The organism is Ferdinandcohnia salidurans (assembly GCF_042680725.1).
GTDB classification, from domain to species: domain Bacteria; phylum Bacillota; class Bacilli; order Bacillales; family Bacillaceae_L; genus Ferdinandcohnia; species Ferdinandcohnia salidurans.
The window spans coordinates 234,510-258,197 of the sequence record NZ_JBHUEK010000018.1 but is presented as its reverse complement, the minus strand read 5'-3'; the positions used below and the strand labels follow the sequence as shown (position 1 = coordinate 258,197).

The 23,688-nt window shown below is 38.5% G+C and carries 22 protein-coding genes; 10 read left to right on the top strand and 12 right to left on the bottom strand.

All coding sequences use genetic code 11. The features are described from left to right. Positions 1-53: 53 nt before the first annotated feature. The 3 genes from rlmD to ACFSFW_RS12290 form a co-directional block, all read right to left on the bottom strand. Positions 54-1,418, bottom strand: a complete 1,365-nt coding sequence (gene rlmD / locus ACFSFW_RS12300) for a 23S rRNA (uracil(1939)-C(5))-methyltransferase RlmD (protein WP_388038888.1) — start codon at positions 1,416-1,418, stop codon at positions 54-56. Positions 1,419-1,744: 326 nt separating this feature from the next. Further along, complete coding sequence (locus tag ACFSFW_RS12295; RefSeq protein WP_388038641.1) at positions 1,745-2,212, bottom strand: hypothetical protein; 468 nt, start codon at positions 2,210-2,212, stop codon at positions 1,745-1,747. Between the two features lie 7 nt (positions 2,213-2,219). Beyond that, entirely contained in the window at positions 2,220-2,873 is a 654-nt protein-coding gene (locus tag ACFSFW_RS12290; RefSeq protein WP_388038638.1) for a hypothetical protein, read from the bottom strand. A gap of 342 nt (positions 2,874-3,215) precedes the next feature. Here ACFSFW_RS12290 and ACFSFW_RS12285 point away from each other — a divergent pair, with 342 nt between their 5' ends. The 4 genes from ACFSFW_RS12285 (at position 3,216) to ACFSFW_RS12270 (ending at position 7,851) form a co-directional block, all read left to right on the top strand. Beyond that, positions 3,216-4,739 carry a spore germination protein gene (locus ACFSFW_RS12285; protein WP_388038635.1) on the top strand — a complete coding sequence of 508 codons (1,524 nt, stop codon included), beginning with the start codon at positions 3,216-3,218 and terminating at the stop codon, positions 4,737-4,739. A gap of 29 nt (positions 4,740-4,768) precedes the next feature. Then, a complete protein-coding gene (locus ACFSFW_RS12280) occupies positions 4,769-5,857 on the top strand; it encodes a Ger(x)C family spore germination protein (RefSeq protein ID WP_388038633.1) in 1,089 nt (362 codons plus the stop codon). A 21-nt stretch (positions 5,858-5,878) separates the two neighbouring features. Further along, on the top strand, positions 5,879-6,982 hold the full coding sequence (locus tag ACFSFW_RS12275) for a GerAB/ArcD/ProY family transporter (protein ID WP_388038631.1): 1,104 nt from the start codon (positions 5,879-5,881) through the stop codon (positions 6,980-6,982). 254 nt (positions 6,983-7,236) lie between these two features. After that, positions 7,237-7,851 carry a PH domain-containing protein gene (locus ACFSFW_RS12270; protein ID WP_388038628.1) on the top strand — a complete coding sequence of 205 codons (615 nt, stop codon included), beginning with the start codon at positions 7,237-7,239 and terminating at the stop codon, positions 7,849-7,851. 1,189 nt (positions 7,852-9,040) lie between these two features. Here ACFSFW_RS12270 and ACFSFW_RS12265 read toward each other — a convergent pair. Continuing rightward, a complete protein-coding gene (locus ACFSFW_RS12265) occupies positions 9,041-9,577 on the bottom strand; it encodes a ribonuclease H-like YkuK family protein (RefSeq protein WP_388038626.1) in 537 nt (178 codons plus the stop codon). 221 nt (positions 9,578-9,798) lie between these two features. Here ACFSFW_RS12265 and ACFSFW_RS12260 point away from each other — a divergent pair, with 221 nt between their 5' ends. The 3 genes from ACFSFW_RS12260 to ACFSFW_RS12250 are packed head-to-tail and all read left to right on the top strand — an operon-like array spanning position 9,799 to position 12,011. After that, positions 9,799-10,569: an enhanced serine sensitivity protein SseB C-terminal domain-containing protein gene (locus tag ACFSFW_RS12260; protein ID WP_388038624.1), complete on the top strand. Its 771-nt coding sequence runs from the start codon at positions 9,799-9,801 to the stop codon at positions 10,567-10,569. A gap of 23 nt (positions 10,570-10,592) precedes the next feature. Next, positions 10,593-11,789 (top strand): hypothetical protein, encoded by a 1,197-nt coding sequence (locus ACFSFW_RS12255; RefSeq protein WP_388038622.1) that lies wholly within the window; start codon positions 10,593-10,595, stop codon positions 11,787-11,789. Positions 11,790-11,804: 15 nt separating this feature from the next. Next, positions 11,805-12,011, top strand: a complete 207-nt coding sequence (locus tag ACFSFW_RS12250) for a hypothetical protein (protein WP_341332767.1) — start codon at positions 11,805-11,807, stop codon at positions 12,009-12,011. 81 nt (positions 12,012-12,092) lie between these two features. On the opposite strand, the gene mnhG is transcribed toward ACFSFW_RS12250, so the two are convergent. From mnhG to ACFSFW_RS12215, 7 genes are all read right to left on the bottom strand, one after another. Next, a complete protein-coding gene (gene mnhG, locus ACFSFW_RS12245; RefSeq protein ID WP_304218098.1) occupies positions 12,093-12,470 on the bottom strand; it encodes a monovalent cation/H(+) antiporter subunit G in 378 nt (125 codons plus the stop codon). Then, positions 12,445-12,732, bottom strand: a complete 288-nt coding sequence (locus ACFSFW_RS12240) for a Na(+)/H(+) antiporter subunit F1 (protein ID WP_304218101.1) — start codon at positions 12,730-12,732, stop codon at positions 12,445-12,447. The genes mnhG and ACFSFW_RS12240 overlap by 26 nt, the downstream gene beginning before the upstream one ends. Then, positions 12,732-13,208 carry a Na+/H+ antiporter subunit E gene (locus ACFSFW_RS12235; RefSeq protein WP_099364025.1) on the bottom strand — a complete coding sequence of 159 codons (477 nt, stop codon included), beginning with the start codon at positions 13,206-13,208 and terminating at the stop codon, positions 12,732-12,734. Before ACFSFW_RS12235 ends, ACFSFW_RS12240 begins: the two co-directional genes overlap by 1 nt. Before the next feature lie 74 nt (positions 13,209-13,282). Beyond that, a complete protein-coding gene (locus ACFSFW_RS12230) occupies positions 13,283-14,773 on the bottom strand; it encodes a Na+/H+ antiporter subunit D (RefSeq protein ID WP_304218106.1) in 1,491 nt (496 codons plus the stop codon). Beyond that, complete coding sequence (locus ACFSFW_RS12225; RefSeq protein ID WP_304218109.1) at positions 14,766-15,104, bottom strand: Na(+)/H(+) antiporter subunit C; 339 nt, start codon at positions 15,102-15,104, stop codon at positions 14,766-14,768. The genes ACFSFW_RS12230 and ACFSFW_RS12225 overlap by 8 nt, the downstream gene beginning before the upstream one ends. Further along, positions 15,104-15,529: a Na(+)/H(+) antiporter subunit B gene (locus ACFSFW_RS12220; RefSeq protein WP_099354326.1), complete on the bottom strand. Its 426-nt coding sequence runs from the start codon at positions 15,527-15,529 to the stop codon at positions 15,104-15,106. The genes ACFSFW_RS12225 and ACFSFW_RS12220 overlap by 1 nt, the downstream gene beginning before the upstream one ends. Next, positions 15,513-17,927 carry a Na+/H+ antiporter subunit A gene (locus ACFSFW_RS12215; protein WP_388038615.1) on the bottom strand — a complete coding sequence of 805 codons (2,415 nt, stop codon included), beginning with the start codon at positions 17,925-17,927 and terminating at the stop codon, positions 15,513-15,515. Before ACFSFW_RS12215 ends, ACFSFW_RS12220 begins: the two co-directional genes overlap by 17 nt. 344 nt (positions 17,928-18,271) lie before the next feature. On the opposite strand from ACFSFW_RS12215, the gene ACFSFW_RS12210 reads away from it, so the two are divergent. Next, the gene (locus ACFSFW_RS12210; RefSeq protein WP_304218115.1) at positions 18,272-18,964 is read left to right on the top strand and encodes a universal stress protein; all 693 of its coding nucleotides are present in this window, start codon (positions 18,272-18,274) and stop codon (positions 18,962-18,964) included. Positions 18,965-19,005: 41 nt separating this feature from the next. Here ACFSFW_RS12210 and ACFSFW_RS12205 read toward each other — a convergent pair whose 3' ends face one another. Further along, the gene (locus ACFSFW_RS12205) at positions 19,006-19,569 is read right to left on the bottom strand and encodes a tyrosine-type recombinase/integrase (RefSeq protein ID WP_304218118.1); all 564 of its coding nucleotides are present in this window, start codon (positions 19,567-19,569) and stop codon (positions 19,006-19,008) included. A gap of 239 nt (positions 19,570-19,808) precedes the next feature. Between ACFSFW_RS12205 and ACFSFW_RS12200 the strand changes: the two genes are divergently transcribed. Then, positions 19,809-22,025, top strand: a complete 2,217-nt coding sequence (locus ACFSFW_RS12200; RefSeq protein ID WP_388038611.1) for an outer membrane protein assembly factor BamB family protein — start codon at positions 19,809-19,811, stop codon at positions 22,023-22,025. A 596-nt stretch (positions 22,026-22,621) separates the two neighbouring features. Next, on the top strand, positions 22,622-23,659 hold the full coding sequence (locus tag ACFSFW_RS12195) for a TRAP transporter substrate-binding protein (protein ID WP_304218123.1): 1,038 nt from the start codon (positions 22,622-22,624) through the stop codon (positions 23,657-23,659). The last annotated feature ends 29 nt before the right edge of the window (positions 23,660-23,688 follow it).

The window sequence follows — 23,688 nt, the reverse complement described above, 5'->3', positions numbered from 1 at the left end:
GTTCACCCGGAAGGCCGACTAACATATCTTCAATTTGGTTGACAGGCAACACATTATTCCTTCACAAGCAGTGCAACAGCTTCAACGTGCACGGTATGAGGAAATAGGTCTACTGGTTGAACGCCTTTTAGGGTATATCCAAATGGTTCAAGTTCTTTAATATCCGTTGCAAATGTTTCTGGATTACAAGAAACATAGACAATTCTTTCTGGCTGAGAGCGACCAATTCTTCTCATTACTTTACCACCAGCACCTGAACGTGGAGGATCAAGTAAAAGTAACTCTGGTCTTCCAAAGCTCTCTAGCACTTCATCAATTCCTTTTCTTGCATCCTTTGCTAAGAAGTACGTGTTTGATAATCCATTATCTTTTGCATTACGTTTTGCAGATTCAATTGAGCTTTCAACAATTTCAATTCCTGCAAGCTTTTCAACACGACTTGCAAAAGGAAGGGAGAATGTTCCTACACCACAGAAAAGATCAATCATTTTTTCTGATTTCTTCGGTTCCCCCATTTCAACAGCTAAGTCGACTAGTTTTTGAGCTTGAGTTGGGTTGGTCTGAAAGAATGTATCAAACCAAACACGGAAACGGTATCCGTCCATTTCATCATATATGAAATCGCGTCCCGCTAATAAATGTGTTTTTTCAGATTGAGTGCGGTCAGCCCAGTCTGTATTTTCAAGCCATAATAAGCTTTTTACCTCTGGGAATTTTTCCTCAATGCGCTTTACGAGATCATCAGCGGCATTTTTAAGTTTTCCTTCTGGTGCTTCAGTTGCAAAAAGAGCCAGCATGACTTCACCAGTTACAAAGGATTGTCTCACCATAAGATGACGAAGAAGACCTTCATGCTGATCTTTGTTATAGCCAGGTAGCTCATGGTCTTTAGCCCACTGGGCTACTTCCATTGCACCTTCCACCATTTTTTCTCCTGCTATTAGACATGTTTCAAGCGAAATGATTTTTCGGAAGTTTCCTTGTTCATGTAAACCAAGGGACCCTTCAGGCGAGAAGGTAAATTCCATCTTATTACGGTAATGCCATGGCTCGTCCATTCCGATTGTATCTTTTACAAGTTCCGGATTGAAACCTTGTGATTCAACTTGGCGCTTCACATAATCCGTTTTGTACTGAAGCTGTCCTTTATAATCCCAGTGCTGCCATACACAGCCACCGCATTTTTCAAAATGAGGGCATGGTGGTGCAAGACGTTGGTCATTTTCTGTTAGGATTTCCTCAGCCATTGCTTTTCTTCGTTTACGGTCAGGCTGGTCTACGGTTACACGAACCTGCTCACCAATTAAGGTTTGCGGAATCGTGAGTTTTAGCTTCTTTTTATTGCCGTGCTCATTTTCACGCCATACTGCTCCACGTCCTGATCCTTTTTCATCTAAACTTTTTATCTCTACAATCATTGATTCTGGTCTTGTTACAGCCAATCTATGTTCCTCCCTCAGTAAAAACAAGTTATCTATTATTAGAATAAGTTTATTTATCGATTTTCAAAGAATATAAGTATAGTCCATTTCTACCCTATTTTACAACATACTAACCAAGTATAAAGCACAGCGCACAAATTTGGAATTCCTAACACCCTAGAAAGTATTAACATTCTACCAAATATGCATTTTCAAAAGGAAGAACCCTCCTATTAAAAATAGCCAAAAAGCCTCTGGCTTTCTTTTCAAAAGCAAAATAACCTGTTCTTCAAAAGGACAGGTTTTCGTTTATAAAGTGGCATTTATGGATTAACTTTAACTTTTGCGACTCCCAATGCAAGATGGTCCCAGAGGATAAGTTCAACTTGCTTTGCTTGTGATTCTTCACAATCGATGATTAGAATGATTTCAGCAATTTTACCTTTTTGTGACCTCTTTTTCTTTTTATATACAAGCTCCACAGATAATCTAATCGCAAAACCGATAATGAATCCAAGTGCTGCACCAATTAATCCCCAATAGATTGGCCCCCATGTCAGGTTAAATCCGAGGCTTGCTCCAATTACAGCAAATGCCGTAGCAAGTGCAGCCCCAATATCAATAAGAGTAGTGCCATCTGATCGATATAAAGTATCAAATAGTCTCACGTCTTCAGTTCGATTATCAAGCGGAACTGCAAAAATATTTTCGCTCTTTATCCCCTTTTTTTCTATCTCCGCAATGGCTATTTCCACATAATCATTACTTTCAAACGTTGCAAATACCTGCATACATTAATCACTTCACTTTTTGTCCCTTTAGAATTTGAAATTGGCTTGACTGGTAATTTCCCCTTAAGTAATTACGTTGGTCCCGTTCAAATAGCTTGTTATTTTCAACTGTATTAATGTAAGAATCATAAATAGCAAAACCAAAAACTGACGGCAAAAACAAGAACCACTCTGGATCCAAAACTTCTGTAGCTTCGCCTAAATTTCCTAAAAACAATAGAGAGACAGCCTCTAGAGCATGTGAGAAGTAGAAAAACACTACACAGCAAATGATGAGAAAGAAAGCCGTAATCGTCTTATGATTATAGAGGTGTCCCAGCCCCGGAATGAACAATGACCATATAATGGTCAAAATTGGATTTCTTTTATCCAAATAGTTCATACCAGCAGCACCCATGCTAAAAGTGTTTAATCGATGGTTTTCATGGTCAGCAAGTATATACATCTTATTAAGATCAATTGTTGATCGGTAGCTGTCCCAAATCGAAAATATATAGACAGGGATGTACATAATAAGCCATCTCGTGTCCAATACGTTCTTGGCCATCTCTATGTTGCCATGAAATGAGTGAATCATTGCAAGATTTACGTTAGCATTTATATTTACAATAACTTCCCAAATGATTAGCAGATATCCCCGGTGATATTTGTCTAATAGCAAATGGCCAAACCCCGGAAAAGCTGCAGACCACCATCCAATAATATATGGGTTCTCAAATGAATGATAGATGTACCAAACATACTGACATTGGCTATATAACGTCTTGCCGTATTATCATTCGTGTAATTGATCATGATATATAGGCCTGCCCCCATCCACTTGTTCCACTTAATAAAAAAACAAACTGGTATAAGAGGTAATCTTCCCGAACCTGATTCGAAATATCAAAAATGTAAATAGATACCTTTTGTGAAAGTCCTCAGCAAAAGGCGAATATTTCCTTCTTTGTCGTTAAATACTAACTGAAAGATTTCGCAACTTTGGATGGGGTTAGGTGGAGGTATGTTTTGGAAAAAGAAGGATATCCAAAAGACTGTTAAAAGTTATGAAACAGCGGAAAAAACAATTGAAGAGGTATTTGAAAAGGCAAAAAAATCGAGTGATTTTACAACAATCACCCCTAGTGAGAAAAATGATAACATCCTATTAAGTTTTTATAAAACGTTAATAGATACCCTGATTCTTCAAGAGTCTTTATTACCAAGTTTAAAAGAAAATATTAAAGACATAGAAAAACTATCTGATATTAAAAATCTTATCCCTATCGAGGAAATAATAATTTCAAAGGATTCTAAGGAAATTGAGAAGGCCTTTCATCAAGGGGCAATTGCCATATATTTCAAAGACCAAATGGATGAATTCGTTCTAGTTAGGATCGGAAAATCAAGATTAGGCCAACGGGAAACAAATGATACACAAAATGAATTTAGTGTGATTGGGCCTAAGGTAGGATTCATAGAAGATATTGGGACAAATCTTCATATGCTAAGAGAACATCTTGATACGCCAGACCTTATATATGAAGAAATGACAGTTGGGACAAGGTCCCAGACAAAGGTTGTCATTGCATACTTAGACGGTGTCACGAATCCCGAGTATGTAAAGACTGCAAAACAAAGGATAAATGATCTTGATGTAGATGCTGTGTTTGACAATACTCAGTTGGAGCAAATGATTTCCGATCATTCGTCATCTCCATTTCCTTTATTTGTAACTACAGAAAGATTAGATCGGACAGTTGGGTCACTTTTATTTGGACAAATTGTACTGATTACTGATAAATCCTCCTATGCTGTAATAGGACCGGTGAATCTCATGGACTTTTTTTCAAACCCAGAGGACTTTTATCTTCCATCTATGGTTGCATCCTTTTTTAAATTAATTCGGATTTTTGGAATGTTGTTTTCTATCTTTGCAACTTCCTTTTATGTAGCGATACTAACTTTCCACTTTGAGGTTATACCAAAGGATCTGCTTGGTCCTCTCATTAATTCAAGAGCCAATGTTCCCTTTCCTCCTGTTCTTGAAGTTCTATTCTTAGAAGTGACCATTGATTTACTCAGGGAAGCAGGAGCACGTCTACCCACAAAAATTGGACAGACATTAGGTATAGTTGGAGGAATTGTAATAGGACAGGCAACAGTTGAAGCAGCACTTACTAGTAATATTTTATTGATCATTGTTGCACTAGCGGCCTTAGCTTCTTTTACAACGCCTATTTATAAGATGTCTAATGCTGTTAGGATGTTAAGATATCCCTTCATCATACTTGCTGCTATTTGGGGTGGATTAGGTATTTATGTAGGAGTTCTTTTAATAATCGGACATTTGACTCGACTGAAATCATTAGGAGTTCCTTATATGATTCCGCTTTATCCCTACCGAAAAGGGTGGGCACTTAGCTCCTTCATAAGGCCGAATTTCGCAAATCTAAACAAGCGTCCATCTTTCTTTAGACCTTTAAGTGACAGACGATATGCACCATCTTCACCTCAAGATTCAGAAGATGGACTGAACTCAGACTAAAATTTTCTTAAATAGAAAGCGGAGATTATATGGGTAAATGGAGAAAGGTTAATATAGTTATCATTGTATTCATATGTTTCGTAAGCCTAGTTGGATGTGCAAGAACTAAGATTGTCGATAAGTTGAGCATCATACATGTGTTTGGTTTTGATTTAGACGATAACGGGAATGTGATCGGATCTGCCTTGTTCCCCGAATATACCAAAAGCAAGGGGAGTGATAAAAGCCAATATTTAGAAGAGACAACAGATGCAGTTGCACTATTAAGACCTAAAATGTCAACACATACGAGTACCCCAGTTGCTTTATCAAAAATAAGGGTTTTAGTATTTGGAAATGAATTTGCAAAAACTGGTGTTAACGATGTAGTAGAGCGGCTTCTTTTGACACCAGAAATTGCGACCCATATACAGATTGCCGTTTCTTCCAACAGTGCTAAGGAAACCCTTAACTCCCTAAAAAAAGGGGACCTGACGCTAGCCGACCAAATCAAACAAAATATGACGGGACAACAACTCCCAAAGATGAACCTGCATGTTTTTTTAAACCATTTCTATGGTGAAGGTATGGATCCGTATGTACCGATGATAACCATTGACGAAAACGATAAGATACAGGTCGAAAGAGTTGGGATTTTTAAAGATGATAAACTCAAACTTCACTTGAATGAGAAAGAAACCTTTATTTTCTCGACATTAGAAAACTATCGGACACAAGCCATATATGAAATTATCCTTGACGGGGAGGATCGAACAGAAGTCCTTCTGATTCAAGCATTTCGAAATAAAAGGAAGTGGGATTGGGTAAAAGATGAGCAGAAATTAAATCTTTCGTTAAAGCTCATATGGACAGTTACACATCATCCAGACCGTTTTAACCTAGAAAATCCACATGATCTTGAAACTATAAAAGGATTAATTAAAAAAGATCTAAAAAAGGATATCGAGGAACTATTAAATACGTTCAAAGAAAAAGGTGTTGATCCGCTCGGAATTGGTAATATTGTTCGTTCACAGGATCGAGATTGGGATGAAACATCCTTTTATGAACAATACCCTGCTTTACCTATAAATGTTGATATACAGTTAAAAATCATACATTCTGGCCTTCAAGGCTAGGCTAGACTAGGATGGTCAATAATGAACAGTCAGATTAACGAAAATAAACAAGTCTCTCCTTATTTTGTGTTCTTTTTAATACATGGCTCTCAAACAGGAATTACTGTATTAAGGTTTCAAGGAAATGTCAGTAAGGGGGCTGGTAGTGAAGCATGGATATCCATACTTGCTTTGGGTTTAAGCTTTCAGCTGTTATTTATGATGATGCTTTATATCTTAAAAAAGTCTACCGCAGGGGATATTCTTTCCTTTCATAAAGACCTCTTGGGAAAGAAACTGGGAGGGGCTTTAAATTTATTATTGGCATGTTATTTTTCACTAGCCGGTGCATCGGTTGTATATGGTTATATTGATCTCCTCCAAGTCTGGGTTTTCGATGGGATTGCTAGTTGGGAGTACGCACTTCTTCTTTCTTGCCTCATTTTTTATCTGGTCTCAGGGGGATTTCGAGTGATAACTGGAGTTGCTTTTTGGGGTGTTGTGATACCCGCTCTCTTGCTAATCCCCTTTCTTTACATCGCTAACTATTTGGAGGTCTCATACCTTCAACCACTTTTCGATCATAGTTTAAAAGACCATTTTATCTCAGCAAAAACAGCTGTCCCTTTATTTTTAGGGTTTGAAACAGCTCTTGTTTATTTTCCTTTCATTAAAAATGGTAAAAAGGCAAGCAAATGGGGGTATTTCGCTCTATTGTTTACCACACTCTTGTATACGGCAGTAACGCTTGTCACTTTTATGTACTTTGCACAAGGAAAAATACATCACTTAACATGGCCAACATTAACTATGATTAAAATTATACAGTTCCCGTTTTTGGAGCGCTTTGAGTTTATCTTTATCTTTACTTGGCTCTTGGTCATCATGCCTGTCATTTGTTTATATCTTTGGTCAGCGATTCGAGCTATTAAAACTACTCTGCCAAAGATAAAACCAACCTATATTCTGCTTTTTTTACTAGCTGTGTATTTTTTAGTAAATAGCAAACTCACTGACATTTATTACACGCAATTCATTCAAAAAATGGTCCACATAAGTAGTACAGCTTTCTTGTTTGTCTATATCCCTCTTCTATTCATCGTAAGCGTCATTCGTCAGTTTATTAAAAAGCAAAAGGAAGGTTGAGTTTCTTGGCAAGTATTCGTCGTGGAAACTCAACCTGGTTTTGGTCAGTTTTATTTAACAGCTTTAGATTTTATATTTTCAAGAATGTCTAGTAGGGACTCCTATTGAAGTTTATAGGCACTAGGGTCATCAAGTGCTTTGTTGTCTTTATATATTTCGAGTACCATTTTTTAGAAACTTAGGGTTATACTCCTTCCTCAAACGCGATATAATGAGGTTGGAGTCAAAAGTTTTCGTATGGAGGGGATGTTTACATGTTAAAAAAATTCGCAGCCGATGCTTTAGGTTTATCGGATATCGGAAAAATTATTGGCCCTGAGGATTATGATAAAACAGACGCAGATGATTATATTAGACATGAGGATAATGAGAAGATTTACTTCTTAATTAAGACAAAAGCCGATGAGTATTGCTTCACAAACATCGCTTTCATCCATGTTGACGGTGCCAATGCCGTTTCTTCGAAAAGGATGCTAAAACGCTATCCGTACTCACAACATAAAATTACGAATGTTTTTCTCGAAACGGCTGGTAGAGTCGACTTAGATATCGAAATTAAATTCAACTTAGGTAATCAAGCGTTTAGTATTGATGTGGATAAAAGACAGATTGATAAATTAAATGATTTATATAAAGCACTCGTTTATATTTCCGAAGTCATTCATGAAAATAACATTATGTATGATATGGCGATTAATAGCTTGGACAAAGCGGTAACAGTATTGCACAATTCCCGACCAGCAGAAATCCAGCTAGCCGAGGAATACAAGCAACTAACCGAATATGGCTTTTCTTGGCTATCATCCGCTCGTGATCAGTACCTCAGGAAAGACTTTGGTGAGGTTTTTGAAAAGTATATAAATAACTAATAGAAAAGACGGCGTCCAGAATTATTCTGATGCCGTCTTTGTTTATGTGATTTTGGCTAAGGCAGCGATGAAAGACCTTTTCTAGATTCTATCGCTTTTTTGGGAGATTCATTTGGTTTATGAAGGACTTTGGGTGGGGACTGTCGAGGGGTTCGGGACTTCATTTGGTTGGTGAAGGACTTTGAGAGATGGCTGCCGATGCGTTCGGGTCTTCATACCGCCTATGAAGGACTTTGCGCGATGGCTGCCGACGCGGTCGGGACTTCATCCGGCTTATGAAGGACTTTGGGAGACGACGGCCGAGACGTTCGGGACTTCATCAAGCTCATGAAGGACTTTGCGCGTTGGACGTCGACCCGTTCGGGACTTCATACTGCTTATGAAGGACTTTGGACGTTGGACGCCCTGGCGTTCGGGACTTCATCGGGCTTATGAAAGACTTTGCGCGATGGAAGCCGATGTGTTCGGGACTTCATACGCTTATGAAGGACTTTGGGCGACTGACGCCGATGCGTTCGGGACTTCATCCGGCTTATGAAGGACTTTGGGCGATGGACGCCGACGCGTTCGGGACTTCATACTGCTTATGAAGGACTTTGGACGTTGGACGCCGACGCGTTCGGGACTTCACAAGCTTACGAAGAGGATTTAACTCAAAATTCTGATTCCTTTTCCTCTTCATCCAGCTTATGAAGAGGATTCAACTCAAATATCAGATCACTTTTCCTCTTCATACCGTCTATGAAGAGGATTCAACTCAAGATTCTGTCTCCCTTTCCTCTTCATCCCGCCTATGAAGAGGATTTAACTCAAAATTCTGGTTCCTTTTCCTCTTCATCCAGCTTATGAAGAGGATTCAACTCTAAATTCTGGATCCTTTTCCTCTTCATCCCGCTTATGAAGAGGATTCAACTCAAGATTCTGTCTCCCTTTCCCCTTCATCCCAACTATGAAGAGGATTCATTTCAAAATTCAGGTCCCTTTTCCCCTTCATCCCACTTATTAAGAGGATATCGTGCAATATTCTAAAACACTTTTCCCCTTCATCTCGCATATTCTCCAACTCTGCTGAATCCACATAAAAAATCGGTGCCTGATTCCCAGCGAGGTTGCAAGATCACGATACTCACTGGGGGCCAGGCACCGATTCCGTTTTACCCGTGTTAGGTGAAACTCCAACTCTAACACTCTATTTGGTATAACGGTTCGCGTAGCATGAGGCCACGAATGCATTTGGTTTTATTTTCGGTTCCACACCAATTGCTTCCATTCGTGTCACCATTTCTTTCACAAATTCACGTGTTTTGTTTCTCTTCCCTGCCCCGATGTCAATGTGCCCCTCCATTGTAAAAGAGGCACCATCATAAATATGCGGGAGCACAATATCGATGAGTTGATTTTTCTTCTCTTCGGTAAACAATGAAACAACTTCCTCTGATAATGATAATTCATAGGAAATTCGCTCATGCAAATGTTCCATTCTCCTCGGAACAACCACTTTTCGAATACATGCCCACACACCTTTTCCTTCATTAAGTATGACAACACCTGTTATAAAGGTAGTTTGTCTTGGGTGCACTTGAGAATCTGTCCCAATAATGAGCCTGAACTTCCCAGTAGGTTGGGAGCGCATGAACTCAGTAATATGCTCAAAAACCCGCTCAAATGACATCCGCTTTTCTAATAGATTTTTAAATAAGAAGTGATTGTTTGAATTGTTTTTCATAAATTCATATCACAACTTTCCCGGTCTCTATATTGACCTGCTTTTATACATTTTATGACCGGAAACAGAATAATGTGTGCTAAATGATGATTTGGTACAAAAATTGGAGTTCCACAATAAAAATCATGCCATTTATCCTAGTACTTTATTACCTACTTTCACTTACTCTTTGATTGTATAATATTACCATAATCCAAAATTGGAGCGTGCATGTAAAAAAAATGAAAAAACAAACAATTGACCCATTTGATTCTATTCTGTCAGATGCCATAAATCATCCTGAGAAGCGCTACCACTTTTATAAAGCTTTTCTGGATTTAGAGGTGGTTGCAATCGGCACTGTTTCCTCCAGCTCAAATGGAGAGCCGATTCTGAATTTAAAGTATATAGAAATGAATAATGAGCTTGTTCTCCCTGTGTATTCAAGTGTTGAGAAATTCAACTCCATCTATAAGGGAAACTATAAATATGTAAAAATCTCAACAAGTATGCTACTAAAGCTAATTGAACCAGATACCCCGTGGGTTCTTAACCCTGGTTTTGATGTTAGTAAAAAGATTATCCAACAGGAACTCGAAACACTACGTGACGGAAGAATTCTTCATTATTTTTTTGAGGAGTTAGCTTTTGAAGAAAAACAGAGTTTCCTAACAAACCAAATGGAAGAAATCCCTCATTCCGTTCTTAATGCTATTTCCGACAATCTAAAAAGCTTTCCTACTATCAAGAACGCATACTTTACACATATATACAATCCCGCTAGTGCAAGCAAGCCGATTCCCTTCATTGGACTAACGGTAGACAACCAAGACGAGAACAGTTCAAAGCAACTAGTATTGGATGTGTTTAGAACAGTAGATAAACTTTCTAATCAACAAATCGAAATTGTCATTCTACCCGAGACACTACCACTAACAAATTCAATTGTTGATCAGACAAAACCCTTTTATACTCGTACATCAATAGATGATTTAAAATCTATGTTCCGATAAGATTCACGAAAGGAGCTAACGAAATGGCTCAAATAGACATAAAAGTGAATAGTGTCCGCTCCTCTAACAGTCGGTTAAAAGGAATCACTTCCGATTTGACAGATACACAGAGTCGAATCTCTAGCTTGCGCCATGCGATTGACAGTCAAATTACTAGTAGGCAAGGTATTGGTGCAAATTTAAGCAGTATGACTTCTTCAATCCATGAGATAGAAAAACGTCTTAACCAACTGCATAACTTTGTGGATAATAGTGTAGCTCAATATGAACAAGCTGATAAACAAGTAAACTCCCAGTCACAAAAATTAACCGAGCCTCCTAGTAAGTCATTTTGGGAGTCGGTAGGAGATATCCTCGGTGTGGCAGGCCGATCTATAAAAGGATTTGCAACTGGATTATGGGACGCCGTCGTATCCACTGTGGAAGGAATCTGGCATGTAATTACACATCCAATCGAAACGATTAAAGGATTAGTACATGTTATTCAGCACCCAGTTGAAACCGGAAAAGCGATATGGGATGCAATTAAAACATCATGGAACGAAGATGTTGTTAACGGGGATGCTGAAAGTCGAGGGAATTGGTTTGGACGCGCTTTTGGAGAAGTCGCTTTGGCAATTGTTGGTACAAAAGGTATTGATAAAGCGATAAAATTATCAAGAGGTGCAAATATTGTTGATGAGGTTGGTGGGGTTCGGATCGTTGATAATTCAGGAACTAGTAATAAACCTAATACAATAGACCCAACTGACGTGGAATTTACGATTGAACCAAGAATTGTAGATGAAATATTACAATCTAATAAAGGAAATCGTCCTGACCCTTCGACCTATTTACCACAAGAGTATATCGTAAATCATTTAGCCAAATTTGATGATGGTGTTACCAAAATCGCTTGGGCAGCACCAACACGACCATTAGGACCACCTGGAGGAACGTTCGTGATGCCTAAGTCTGTTGCTGACGAATTAATCTCCCAATCAAATGGAAATGTAACAAAGTTAGAGGAATTATTAAGTTTAGAACCAGGCACACTTGGCGAAACGCCAGTTCGAATCGACATATCTCATCCAACAGGACTAAGAATGCCAGATGGTAATGAATTAGGTGCGAATGAACAGTGGATTCCTGGTGGCTATACCGGTGGAGGAATACCTGAGGCTACCATCGATCAAGTACCACTTGATAAATTAGTAGTAACTGATTTATTTTTAGATTAAAGGAGTGAGGAAAAAGTGAAAAAAATATTCTCAGATTATGGAATTGATATTCACGAAAATAATGGTCAGTACTTCCTGACATTTGACCAAGGTGAAATTGCTGTTCAGATGACAACTATTGAAATCTCAAAAGAAGATGCTGAAAAAGCCCAACAAAGTGCGAATGATGCTTATCAGGTTATTATTAAGCACCAGAATAATGCAAGAAATTCTAATGTGTAATCTAGCAAACCTTCATTGGTTATGTTAAAGACAAAAAATGCCTAACCCCATAATGGGCTAGGCATTTTTATGTTGAAGCCTTCACTGCTCCCTCTCCCCTTCAATCTCAATCACGCCCTTCAAATCATCTTGGACACTTTGTTCTGCAAGAGGAACTTTAGAGCGATAAGCAGAACGCACAATGACGTGGGCTGCGACTGGAGCGGTAAGGAATACGAAAAAGATTCCTAGAAATAAGCGAATGCTAAAAGTACCTTCCATGATAAAGAATAGGAACGTTCCGACAAGGATAAACAATACCCCCATCGTTGAGCTTTTTGATGCTGCATGTGCACGGGAATATAAATCAGGTAGTCGAATTAAACCAACTGCACTTAAGAAACTAAAGATCGTTCCCACTAAAATTGATAAAACTGCAAGGATTTCTATAACCTCAATCGGATTGCTTACGCCGCTCAATGACAACACCTCTTTCAATGAATCTCGCGAAGGATATCGTTCCGATGAAGGAAAGAATCCCAATTAATAAAATCACTTCAAAAAAACCAGTATTTCTTAGAATCACAGAAAAAATGGCAACTCCTGAAATGATATTAATCCCTAAAACATCAAGCGCTTGGACTCTATCAGAGGAGGAGGGGCCTTTTACTAACCGATAAATCGTCGCAAAGATAGCGAATGTTAAAAAAACCAATGATATTATTAAAATGATCCTAATCATTACCGCGTCACCCTCTTTATCGCCGCTTCAAATTTTTCCGTTGAACGTATAACTGCATCACTTGATTCTGGGATATCCATCGCATGGATATAAAACTTTTTTTCGTCATGTGATACTTCAACAACTACCGAACCTGGGGTTAACGTCAATAACATCGCAAGCAAGGTTATTTCCAAGTCCCCTTCAAGTTCCGTCTCTAAGGTAAAAATGCCCGGTGTGATATTGATTTTTGGACGCATAACCTGCTTTACAACTAACACACTTGACGTAAATAATTCTTGGATGAATATAAAAAATAATCGTAAAATCGCAAGCAAGGTCACGACATAGAATTGATGAGGAAAATACCTCCGTAGTATAAATAGCACGATTAGACCAAATAAATAACCACTAAAAAAGGTTAACACGGACCAACTATCTTGAAGAAACATCCAAATAAAACCGATTAATAAATTGATTAGAACCTGCATGGGCATTGATACCACCCCTTTCTTAGATAAAGAATAACCATGGGATTTTTCAAAACAAGTCTATTTACGCTCAAAAAAACTTATTCTATAAAGGCACTACCCAAAACCGCCTCAATATAGATAGTTGGATTCATAATCACTTCAACCGCAAGATCAACATACTCACTAATCCCTTGCGTCCCTAATCCAAGCGCAATCGTCAAGCCTGTAAGAATGCCCATCGGTAATAACAATCCTTTTAAAGATTTTGTTTCGCTTTCTTCTGGAACGTCAGTATAACCCCAAAATCCGTTCATAAAAATTTTCATAACTGAGTAAAGAACCATTAAACTCGTGAGTAAGCCAATTCCACCAAGCCAGTAATAGCCTGTTGCGAAGGTACCTTCTGTAATAAATATTTTTCCTAAGAATCCACTAAGGGGTGGTAATCCTCCAAGTGACAAAGCTGCAATGAAGAACATCCAACCGAATTTTGGCTGTAGTCGCATTAGTCCACTGAATTCTCTTAAATTACTAGTTCCTGTCAGATAAATAATTGTTCCGCCTAAAAGAAAGATAAGTGCCTTTACAATCATATCGTGGATTAAGTAATAAATAGATCCTGTAATCCCTTCAGCAGTTAACGATGCAACCCCTGCTAAAATAAAGCCAACTCCCACGACCACATTGTACGTTATGATCCTTTGAATATCCCAATAGGCCACCGCCCCAAAGGCTCCAAGCAACATCGTAATAGCTGCTAAAATACCGATTAATAGATGTGTCACCTCTGGCTCATGGTAAAACACAAGCGTGAATACTCTCATAATCGAATAAATTCCAACCTTTGTTAACAGTGCTGCAAAAATAGCAGCAATTGCTGTCGGTGGTGCACTGTATGAACCCGGTAACCAAAAGAATAGAAACAGGCCGGCCTTTAAACTAAACACAATCAAAAATAAAATCGCGACTGTCGTCATAACACCGTCTTGGCCGACCTCGGCAATGCGAACTGAAAGATGTGCCATATTCAATGTACCTGTCATCGCATATAAGTAGGCAACTGCCACTAAAAATAAGAAGGAAGAAATCAGGTTAACTAATATATATTTGATAGATTCCCTAAGCTGTATTTTCGTGCCACCCAAGGAAATCAAGACATAGGATGAAACAAGCATGACTTCAAAACATACGAATAAGTTAAAAATATCCCCTGTAAGGAAGGAACCATTAACCCCTGTAATTAAAAATAAAAAGAGCGGATAAAAATAAAACAGTTCTCGGTCCTTTCCAATTGTGTAAAAGGCATAAATGAGGCAACAGAATGCCACTATGCTAGTGACCATCACCAAGATTACAGCCAGCATGTCGGCAACCATACTTACACCAAATGGTGCTTCCCATCCACCTAACTGGAGAACCTGAATTCCATCTATTTTTATTTGTTGCATCAGCATCAAAGAAACCACAAATATACTTACGACTGCAACAAGACTGAGCGCCCTCTGCAGCACGATATTTTTTCTAAAAATAACCATGATCATCCCAATAATAATAGGGATGATTATTGGGAAAATGACTAAATTACCCATCGTTTTTACCTCTCAAGCTTCTAGTATCGTCCGTGCCTAAAACTTTATATGCACGGTAACTTAGCACTAAAAATAATGCTGTTGTCGCAAAGTTGATGACGATTGCGGTTAAAAGAAGAGCCTGTGGTAATGAATCTACATAGGATAATCCCTTTATTCCCAGCAACGGAGGTCCACCCTTTTCGAGGCCCCCCATTGTAATAATAAGTAAGTTCACACTATGGCCGATTATAGATGTTCCTAATATGATTCGTAATAAAGTTTTCGTTAAGATGAGATAAACTCCGATTGCAAATAAAATCCCGACAAGAATAGACATTAATGTTTCCATTATCGATCATCACCTATACTCATAATAATTGTGAGTGATGTTCCAATGACCGCCAAGGCGACACCTACATCAAACAAAACCGCTGAAGCAAGCTCCGTTTCTCCGAAAACAGGGAGCTCAATATATCCAAATGTTTGGGTTAAAAACGGCTCATCAAATAGCATGCTACCAACCCCTGTGCCGACTGCAATTAACACACCCACCGCAGCAACCACTTTAAAATCGAGGGGCAAGTTTTTACGAACCGTTTCTATATCAAAGGTCAGGAACAGAAGGACCAAGCCGGCTGAAAAGGTCAAGCCTCCTATGAAACCACCGCCCGGATGGTGATGACCAGAAATAAACAAGTTGATTGCAAATGTAAAAATAATAATAACCGCAATCTTAGTGATACTTCTTATAATGACATCATTCGGCTCTTTCATCTGAACCCTCCTTTGCTAAACGTAGCTTTATTAATGAATAAACTCCTAAACCTGCTATGGTTAACACCAGAATCTCGAGCATTGTATCAATCCCACGGAAATCAACAAGAATTGCATTGACGATATTTTTGGCTCCTGCAAGTTCATAGGCATTTTCATAGTAGCTTGAAATCGAATCAAATAAACGATTTCCGTTCACAGATAATGCCACTATTGTTACGACTACCCCTGACCCAATAGCTATGACCGCATTCGTTACCTTGAACGGGACTCGACTAATTTCTTTTCGCAATTGCGGTAAGTGATAGAAACATAATAGGAAAAGAGCGGTTGTGACGGTTTCCACAACCAGTTGAGTCAAAGCTAGATCTGGTGCGCGGAATAAGACAAAGAAAAATGCCACTAAGTATCCTAGTGCTCCCACTGCAACAATCGATGTAATTCTCGATTTTGAAAATAGAACGGTGACAGCTGAAACGACCGAAACAATCATAATCGCGATTTCAAATAGTGTAGCCGGGTTATCATTTGATGAATCAAAGGAAATCCCATCGAATAACCAGATTGATCCCCCGACAACGATGATCATGAAGCCAAAGATATAAACTAGATAATCTCGAATAAAACCTGTCATATAAAAGTTTGTAATTGAACCATATATCTGTTCCAATTTATTTAAAGCAAGATTATATATATGGTTGATTGTTAATGACTGTGGGTAGAACTTGTAAACCCGGTACCATTTTCTTATATTGAGATAAAGAATAGTTCCAAGAACAACTACCCCGATTGTCATCCAAAGTTCCTGATTCCAACCGTGCCACGCAGTTATTTTTAACTTCACCACATCTGCCTCAGCAAGCATCGGCAATACAGAAGTTAACGACGGCTTTAATAAATACTGTGAAATCAGATTTGGGAAAAAGAAACCGAGAATCACAAGTGACCCTAAAATAATCGGTGATAGTAACATTCCAAGTGGCGCTTCATGAACAACTCGGTCATTGTCGAGCTTATATTTCCCTCTAAATGTTTTAAATACAAGAATCATACAGTAGATAAATGTAAAAACACTGGCGATCCAGGCGATAATAGGAATGAATACTCCAATTGTTCCCATGTTAAAAAAGTCCATTTTTGCCGCATTATTAACCGCTGCAAAAAACATTTCCTTACTTAAGAATCCATTAAAAGGCGGCAGTCCAGCCATTGAAAAGGCACCTATCACCATTAGCGTAAAGGAAATAGGCATGAGATGTATAAGACCACCCAACCTTCGAATATCACGAGTCCCCGTTTCATGGTCGATAATCCCGACTACCATAAAAAGACTCCCTTTAAAAGTCGAGTGATTCAGCAAATGAAACAGAGCTGCAAAGACGGCTGTGCCGTAAATAGCTGTTTCATCCCCCAAACCGAAATACATCGCAGCCGACCCGAGACCAAGAAGACTCATGATCAAGCCTAATTGACTAATCGTTGAGTATGCCAATAATGCTTTTAAATCTGTCTGTCGTACCGCATTAACAGATCCATACAGCAATGTAATTAAACCAACACCCGTAACAAGCCAAAACCATACAGATGAGCCACCAAAAACAGGAGTTAATCGTGCAACTAAATAGATACCTGCTTTAACCATTGTGGCTGAATGTAAATAGGCACTAATGGGGGTCGGAGCTTCCATTGCATCTGGGAGCCAAATACTAAACGGAAATTGAGCGGATTTTGTAAACGCACCTAGTAAAATTAATACCATCGCTGGTACGAATAAGGCGCTCGATGTTATCGCATCAGTATTCAACAACATTTCACGAATGCTATAGGTTCCCGAGCTACTTGAAATCATAACAAGACCCGCAAGCATCGCTAATCCACCAAAAATCGTAATTAGCATAGATTTTTGTGCACCATAGCGTGACTTCTCACGTTCATACCAGTACGCAATTAATAGGAAAGAAGATACACTTGTTAGTTCCCAAAAGACATACAAAACAAAAATATTATCAGAAAATACTAAGCCAAGCATGGCTCCCATGAACATCAGTAAATACACGTAAAAGTTATGAAGTGCTTCACGTTCTTTTGATAAGTAAAAAATGGAATATAAAATAACCAATGCACCAATACCCGTAATTAGTAATCCAAACATTAACCCTAATCCATCGATATAGGTAGTAAAATTAATATCATAGGAAGGTATCCAAGGAAGGCTTGTAATAATGGTATTCCCATTGGCAATATCGGGAATAAATGTAATAAAATAAACAAAAATCAGGAGTGGCACCAAGAACACGAACCAGCCCGTATGAATGCGAGGACAAAACTTCTTATATAATATAGGAACAAACACGGCGAAAATAAATGGTAGCATGATTAAAAAATGGAACCAATACATTGGAATCGCCTCCTTAGTGGATGATTTTTACAAAATGGCTGAATGGATTGACTCATTTTGTAGCATGCGATATAGTCATACATAGTTTATAAATTAAAGAACATTTTTTAATAACTTTTGTAATCAGTAGCTGTTTAAATTCCTACTGGAATATAGCTTAGCCGTTGCCTCAATTTGCTCAAAAATCGGATTCAACTAGCTAAGTGAATTTTAATAGGTGGTGTGATAAATGTAAGCCCAGCTAAATAAAGGGTTTATCCTTTAGTAGTTCCTTATTTACTTGTTATTTATGAAACGGAAGTTGGCTAGGCCAATGATTTCACATCAACTTCGAGGTGAGTAAAATGAAATTGATAAAAGAGCGAATGGACGAGAGTATCCTTGTCTGTGTATATTATGGCCCAAATGGTGAACGTCTCATCCAACGTGGTTGCAAGATTGCAAATATGCTAGATTGTCCACTTTATATCTTAACTGTTGATCCAAAGCCTTTCGATGATCTCGACCCAGAAAAGGTTAGCTACATAGAAAGATGGAAAGAGTTAGCTGACCAACATAGTGCGGATGCGTTTATTATCAAGGACAATGAAAAAAGACCCATCTCAAAAGTAATCGCAGATGTTGCAAGAGAGAAAAATGTTACCCAAATAATTCTTGGCCAAACCGCACAAAGTCGTTGGGAACAAATCGCAAAAGGTTCAATTATCAATTCATTGTTAAGAGAAATTCCTTTTGTAGATCTTCATATCATCTCTGTTGCCCGTTACCTTAAAAACACTGAAGGCCATTTTGACAAAGGTGTTCGTGCATATCTAATCCAAGAGGGTAACGTATACCGCCTCATCTTTAAACATACAAAAGATGTCCTTTTTGAAGGTATCTTCTTTAAAGAATTCGGCACAGACTTTAATAATGGAATTTTTAAATTTATGAAAGACCAGAAGACATTACAGGTCCAAGTGAAAGAGGATATCGTTTCCGATTTTACAAATGTAGAAATGAACACAAACTTAGACGACGATGATGACTTTTTATAACCACTCCGCTATTGAGCGGAGTTTTTTTGTTGTGATAAGACTTATAGGTTTACGTCCACTTTCACTAATTGCTTCTCTTCATTATTGATTCCGATATATTTGAATGTTTCGGAAGGTGAATGATGGTTATAGATATCCATCAATATCGAAATCGCGATTCCTTTTAGGTAGGCATGATAGCCAAATGTTTTCCTGAGAGTATGCGTTCCAATCTTCCCAGAAACCCCCACCTCTTTAGCAGCATGATTAATAATTCGGTAAGCCTGCTGTCTAGAAATTGGAAAATTATCCTTCTTTGATTTAAATAAAAAATCACTGCCTTCATATTCTTGTGAGCGTAAATACTCAGTCAGTTCATTTTTTATCACATTATTTAAATAGAAAGCTTTTACTTCCCCACTTGTTATGTCATTTATATAGAGGAAATCCTTCATTCCAGATTCATCCCATACGTCTGCAACACGTAATGAAAGTAAATCACTAACCTTTAATCCGGTGTTAATTCCAAATACAAAAAATAATAAGTCTCGTTGGGACTGCTTTTTAAGCACTTCCTTAATTTCATTGATTTTATTTACGTCCTTAATTGGATCGACAAATTCCATCGATATCCCCCTGCTAATGTTACATAACTTAAAACTAACATACATTAAGTAACATGACAAGAATCATGCTTACAAAATTTTAAGAGAAATCCCCCTACTATTTTTTGAATAATACCATAAACTGCGAAATTCTCTACTTTTAAGTTAATAAATTGGATTATTTTTTTTGAAGGAGGGCAAATTATAAGAAACTTTTTAGCAATTATCACCATTATCACAATGGAAAGGAGTTTTTCGAGATGAAAAGGTTTGGATGGATTATTGTTGTCCTGCTTGTTGTAATTGCCATCGGGGCTGGTGTCATGATTTCAAATAATATCGGCGAAGAAGAACAAGCTGAGCAAGGAGTCGAAAACCAAGAAAAAGAAAATCAGAAAGTAGACAAAGATAAGCATTTTTCAGTACAACACAAGGATTACCCTGGAAAAATTGCGCCAAAATTCTCAGCAGAGGATTTGACGGCCGCACCTACAGGAGATTGGATTACACATGGTGGGAATATCTTCAATGGCAGGTACTCTCCACTAGACAAAATCAACAAATCCAATATAAAAGGCTTAAAAGCTGAATGGGTCACAAGTCTCGGCTCAGGTTATGAATTTAAATATTCAGGAGAAGCAACTCCCATTGTCTATGATGGGGTTATGTTCACCATTACCGGTGCTGACGATGTTCAAGCAATTGATGCAAGAACTGGTGAATTAATTTGGGAATACCGCCCTGAATTAGCAGCAAACTTAGATACGGTCTGCTGTGGATGGACAAGTCGTGGTGTTGGATTAGGAGATGGAAAAGTCTTTGTTGGACTTTTAGATGCAAGACTAGTTGCATTAGATCAAAAAACAGGCGAACTTGTTTGGGAAACGAAGGTTGAGGATTGGGAAAAAGGATATAACATCACTAGTGCCCCTCTTTATTTTGATGGATTAGTATATACAGGAGTTGCTGGAGGTGAATATGGAATCCGTGGTTTCGTTGCTGCATTTGATGCTGATAAGGGTAAAGAAGTTTGGAAAACCCATACAGTTCCTGGACCAGATGAGGTCGGACATGATACATGGCCACAAGACACTGATGCTTGGAAAAGAGGCGGAGCAGCTGTATGGCAAACCCCTGCTATTGACCCAGAGTTAGGAATTCTCTATCTCTCAACTGGTAATCCATCTGCTGACCTTGACGGAAGTACTCGAGAAGGTGACAATTTATTTGCCGATTCCGTACTTGCACTAGATGCAAAAACCGGTGAATACAAATGGCATTTCCAAGAAGTGCATCATGATATTTGGGATTACGATGCACCAAACCCTGTCGTTTTATTTGATGTGGAAATGGAAGGCAAAATGAGAAAAGGTATTGCACAAGCTGGAAAAACTGGCTGGCTCTACATATTGGACAGAACTAACGGTGAACCACTTGTCGGTATTGAAGAAAAACCGGTACCACAGGATGAAAGACAAAAAACAGCGGCAACTCAGCCGTTCCCGGTTGGAGATAATTTTATTCCACAAGGAGTTACAGAAGAAGATGTTAAAAAGGATTTCCCTAGCGATTGGAAAGGTAAAATCGGTCCAATTTTCACACCGTTCTGGGATGAGTTTGTTACATTAAAACCGTCACCACAAGGTGGAGCAAACTGGCCACCATCAGCTTACAACCCAAATACTGAGCTTTTCTATTTACTAGCGAATGATACGTATTTCTCATACTCACATCGTGAAGGTGATGAGGCGAACAATTACAAAGAAGGCGAAGTTTGGCTTGGTAGTGTATGGCAACCGGTAAACGGGGCTCCTGGCCGTGGTGTCGTAACTGCAATGGATATTAAAACGAACAAAATTGTTTGGCAGAAACATTGGGATACGATTGCTTATAGTGGCCTATTGACTACAAAAGGTGATCTCTTGTTTGCTGGTCATAACGATGGTCGAATAATCGCTTTCGACGCAACGAACGGAAACGAATTATGGGAATTTAAAATGGATGCAGGCGCAAACGCACCTCCTATCACATATGAAATTGATGGTAAGCAATATATTACAATTTTTGCTGCAGGTAACTCACTTGCAGGAACAACACATGGTGATAAAATCTACACCTTCTCACTAGAAGGTGCATATGCATCCCTAGAAGATATACCTGAAGATAAAATCAACGTTTCACCAACAGCAAATGATCCTGCCGCTACCGATAAGAAGCAAGATGCAGAAGAAAGTGATAAATCAACTGCACATGAGGGCGCAGACATTTACAAAAACAACTGCTTGGCATGTCACGGTGACAACGGTGAAGGCGGTCACAATGGACCAAACTTACAGAAGAGTGAAATGCTCCAAGATCGAGAAGCTTTAATTAATCAAATTAAAAATGGTAGTGCCGGAATGCCTCCATTTAAGGACACCTTGGACGATAATCAAATTGATGCATTAGTTGAATATCTACAAAGCCTTGGTAAATAACAGGAAAGGGAATCGTTTGGCGACGATTCCCTTTTTTTGTTGGTGTTTAGAGATGAAGGACTTTTTTCTGGATCCTCCATCCCGTTCGGGCCTTCATAGACCGGATGAAGGACTTTAGCTTGCTTCCTCCTCCTCGCTCGGGCCTTCATCGACCGCTTGAAGGACTTTAGCTTGCTTCCTCCTTCTCGTCCGGGTCCTTCATCCCCCCAACCACCCAATCCACCTACAATCTGCCTTCCCCCAATCAAGCCTTGGAAAAGATATACAAATATAATATCCTGTATTAAAATTTCGATAAATTCAGTATTTTAGTCCTATAATTCTATGCACCCCCATATACCCTAGTCAGCCAAATCAATGGATAGATTATATAGACATAATTACACGTTGTGAAGGTTGTAAAAGTATTAACTATTATTGAAGATAATGAAATTCGTGGAAGCTTCATTGTTAGAAAAAAATGTAGAAATCCTGTCTCCCTTTAACGCTTTCATTAAAAAAATTATCAAAAAACACAAAATATTGTAGAAAAATGTTAAAAAGATGTTATAATGTTCAATATCGTATAAAATTTTCTGAAAATAGGGGGCTTTATCATGAAAGGTAGAAAACTTTCCTGGATGGTACTCTTCCTCGTGTTTGCTTTAGTTTTAGCAGCATGTGGAGGTAATGAATCCAGTAGCGAAGGCGAATCAAAATCTGATGGCGCTAAAGACGAAGGAAAAACATACACAATTAAAGCAGGACACTCTCAAACAGAAGAACATCCTTATCATCTTGCATTACTAGATTTAGCTGAAAATGTGAAAGAACGTACTGATGGAAAAGTTACAATCGAAATTTTTCCACTTAACCAATTAGGTGCAGAGAGAGAACTAACAGAAGCACTGACACTTGGAACTGCTGATATGTCAATTTCATCAACAGCTCCAATTGCAAACTTCTATCCACAAATTGGAATCGTTGATTTACCATTCTTATTTGAATCTAGAGAACATGCATACAGCGTACTTGATGGACAAGTTGGTCAAGATCTATTAGCTGGTATGGAAGATGTTGGACTTGTGGGTCTTGCTTGGGCTGAAAATGGTTTCCGCCACATCACAAATAGCAAACACCCAATCACAAAGCCTGAAGACTTAAAAGGATTAAAGATTCGTACACAAGAAAACCAAATTCACTTAGATGCGTTCAATGCTCTTGGCGCTCAACCAACACCAATGGCATGGAACGAAGCTTTAACGGCTCTACAACAAGGCGTTGTTGATGCACAAGAAAATCCATTAATCATTGCAGATACGTACAAGCTTTATGATGCTAACCAAACATACATGACATTAACAGGACATATTTACTCACCGGCAGTTGTATTGTTCAGTAAATCTGTTTTTGATACACTTCCAGCTGATTACCAAGATATTCTTAAGGAAGAAGCAAAAATTGCGGGTGATAAAGTTCGTGAACTTAGCACAAAAGCTGACACTGATTCTTTACAGGTAGTAAAAGATGCGGGTATGGAAGTTATCGAAGATGTTGATGTACAACCATTCCGTGACGCAATTCAGTCTGTATATGAAAAGTACGAAAAAGACTTTGGTAAAGAAAACATCGAAGCAATCTTAAACGGAAATTAATCTAAATAAAAAAACTTGGTGAGTGCCTA

Coding starts and splice junctions, on each gene's coding strand:
- rlmD (WP_388038888.1), bottom strand. CDS start 1,418: ATGATTGTAGAGATAAAAAGTTTAGATGAAAAAGGATCAGGACGTGGA.
- ACFSFW_RS12295 (WP_388038641.1), bottom strand. CDS start 2,212: ATGCAGGTATTTGCAACGTTTGAAAGTAATGATTATGTGGAAATAGCC.
- ACFSFW_RS12285 (WP_388038635.1), top strand. CDS start 3,216: ATGTTTTGGAAAAAGAAGGATATCCAAAAGACTGTTAAAAGTTATGAA.
- ACFSFW_RS12280 (WP_388038633.1), top strand. CDS start 4,769: ATGGGTAAATGGAGAAAGGTTAATATAGTTATCATTGTATTCATATGT.
- ACFSFW_RS12275 (WP_388038631.1), top strand. CDS start 5,879: ATGAACAGTCAGATTAACGAAAATAAACAAGTCTCTCCTTATTTTGTG.
- ACFSFW_RS12270 (WP_388038628.1), top strand. CDS start 7,237: ATGTTAAAAAAATTCGCAGCCGATGCTTTAGGTTTATCGGATATCGGA.
- ACFSFW_RS12265 (WP_388038626.1), bottom strand. CDS start 9,577: ATGAAAAACAATTCAAACAATCACTTCTTATTTAAAAATCTATTAGAA.
- ACFSFW_RS12260 (WP_388038624.1), top strand. CDS start 9,799: ATGAAAAAACAAACAATTGACCCATTTGATTCTATTCTGTCAGATGCC.
- ACFSFW_RS12255 (WP_388038622.1), top strand. CDS start 10,593: ATGGCTCAAATAGACATAAAAGTGAATAGTGTCCGCTCCTCTAACAGT.
- ACFSFW_RS12240 (WP_304218101.1), bottom strand. CDS start 12,732: ATGATTAGGATCATTTTAATAATATCATTGGTTTTTTTAACATTCGCT.
- ACFSFW_RS12235 (WP_099364025.1), bottom strand. CDS start 13,208: ATGCCCATGCAGGTTCTAATCAATTTATTAATCGGTTTTATTTGGATG.
- ACFSFW_RS12230 (WP_304218106.1), bottom strand. CDS start 14,773: ATGGGTAATTTAGTCATTTTCCCAATAATCATCCCTATTATTATTGGG.
- ACFSFW_RS12225 (WP_304218109.1), bottom strand. CDS start 15,104: ATGGAAACATTAATGTCTATTCTTGTCGGGATTTTATTTGCAATCGGA.
- ACFSFW_RS12220 (WP_099354326.1), bottom strand. CDS start 15,529: ATGAAAGAGCCGAATGATGTCATTATAAGAAGTATCACTAAGATTGCG.
- ACFSFW_RS12215 (WP_388038615.1), bottom strand. CDS start 17,927: ATGTATTGGTTCCATTTTTTAATCATGCTACCATTTATTTTCGCCGTG.
- ACFSFW_RS12210 (WP_304218115.1), top strand. CDS start 18,272: ATGAAATTGATAAAAGAGCGAATGGACGAGAGTATCCTTGTCTGTGTA.
- ACFSFW_RS12205 (WP_304218118.1), bottom strand. CDS start 19,569: ATGGAATTTGTCGATCCAATTAAGGACGTAAATAAAATCAATGAAATT.
- ACFSFW_RS12200 (WP_388038611.1), top strand. CDS start 19,809: ATGAAAAGGTTTGGATGGATTATTGTTGTCCTGCTTGTTGTAATTGCC.
- ACFSFW_RS12195 (WP_304218123.1), top strand. CDS start 22,622: ATGAAAGGTAGAAAACTTTCCTGGATGGTACTCTTCCTCGTGTTTGCT.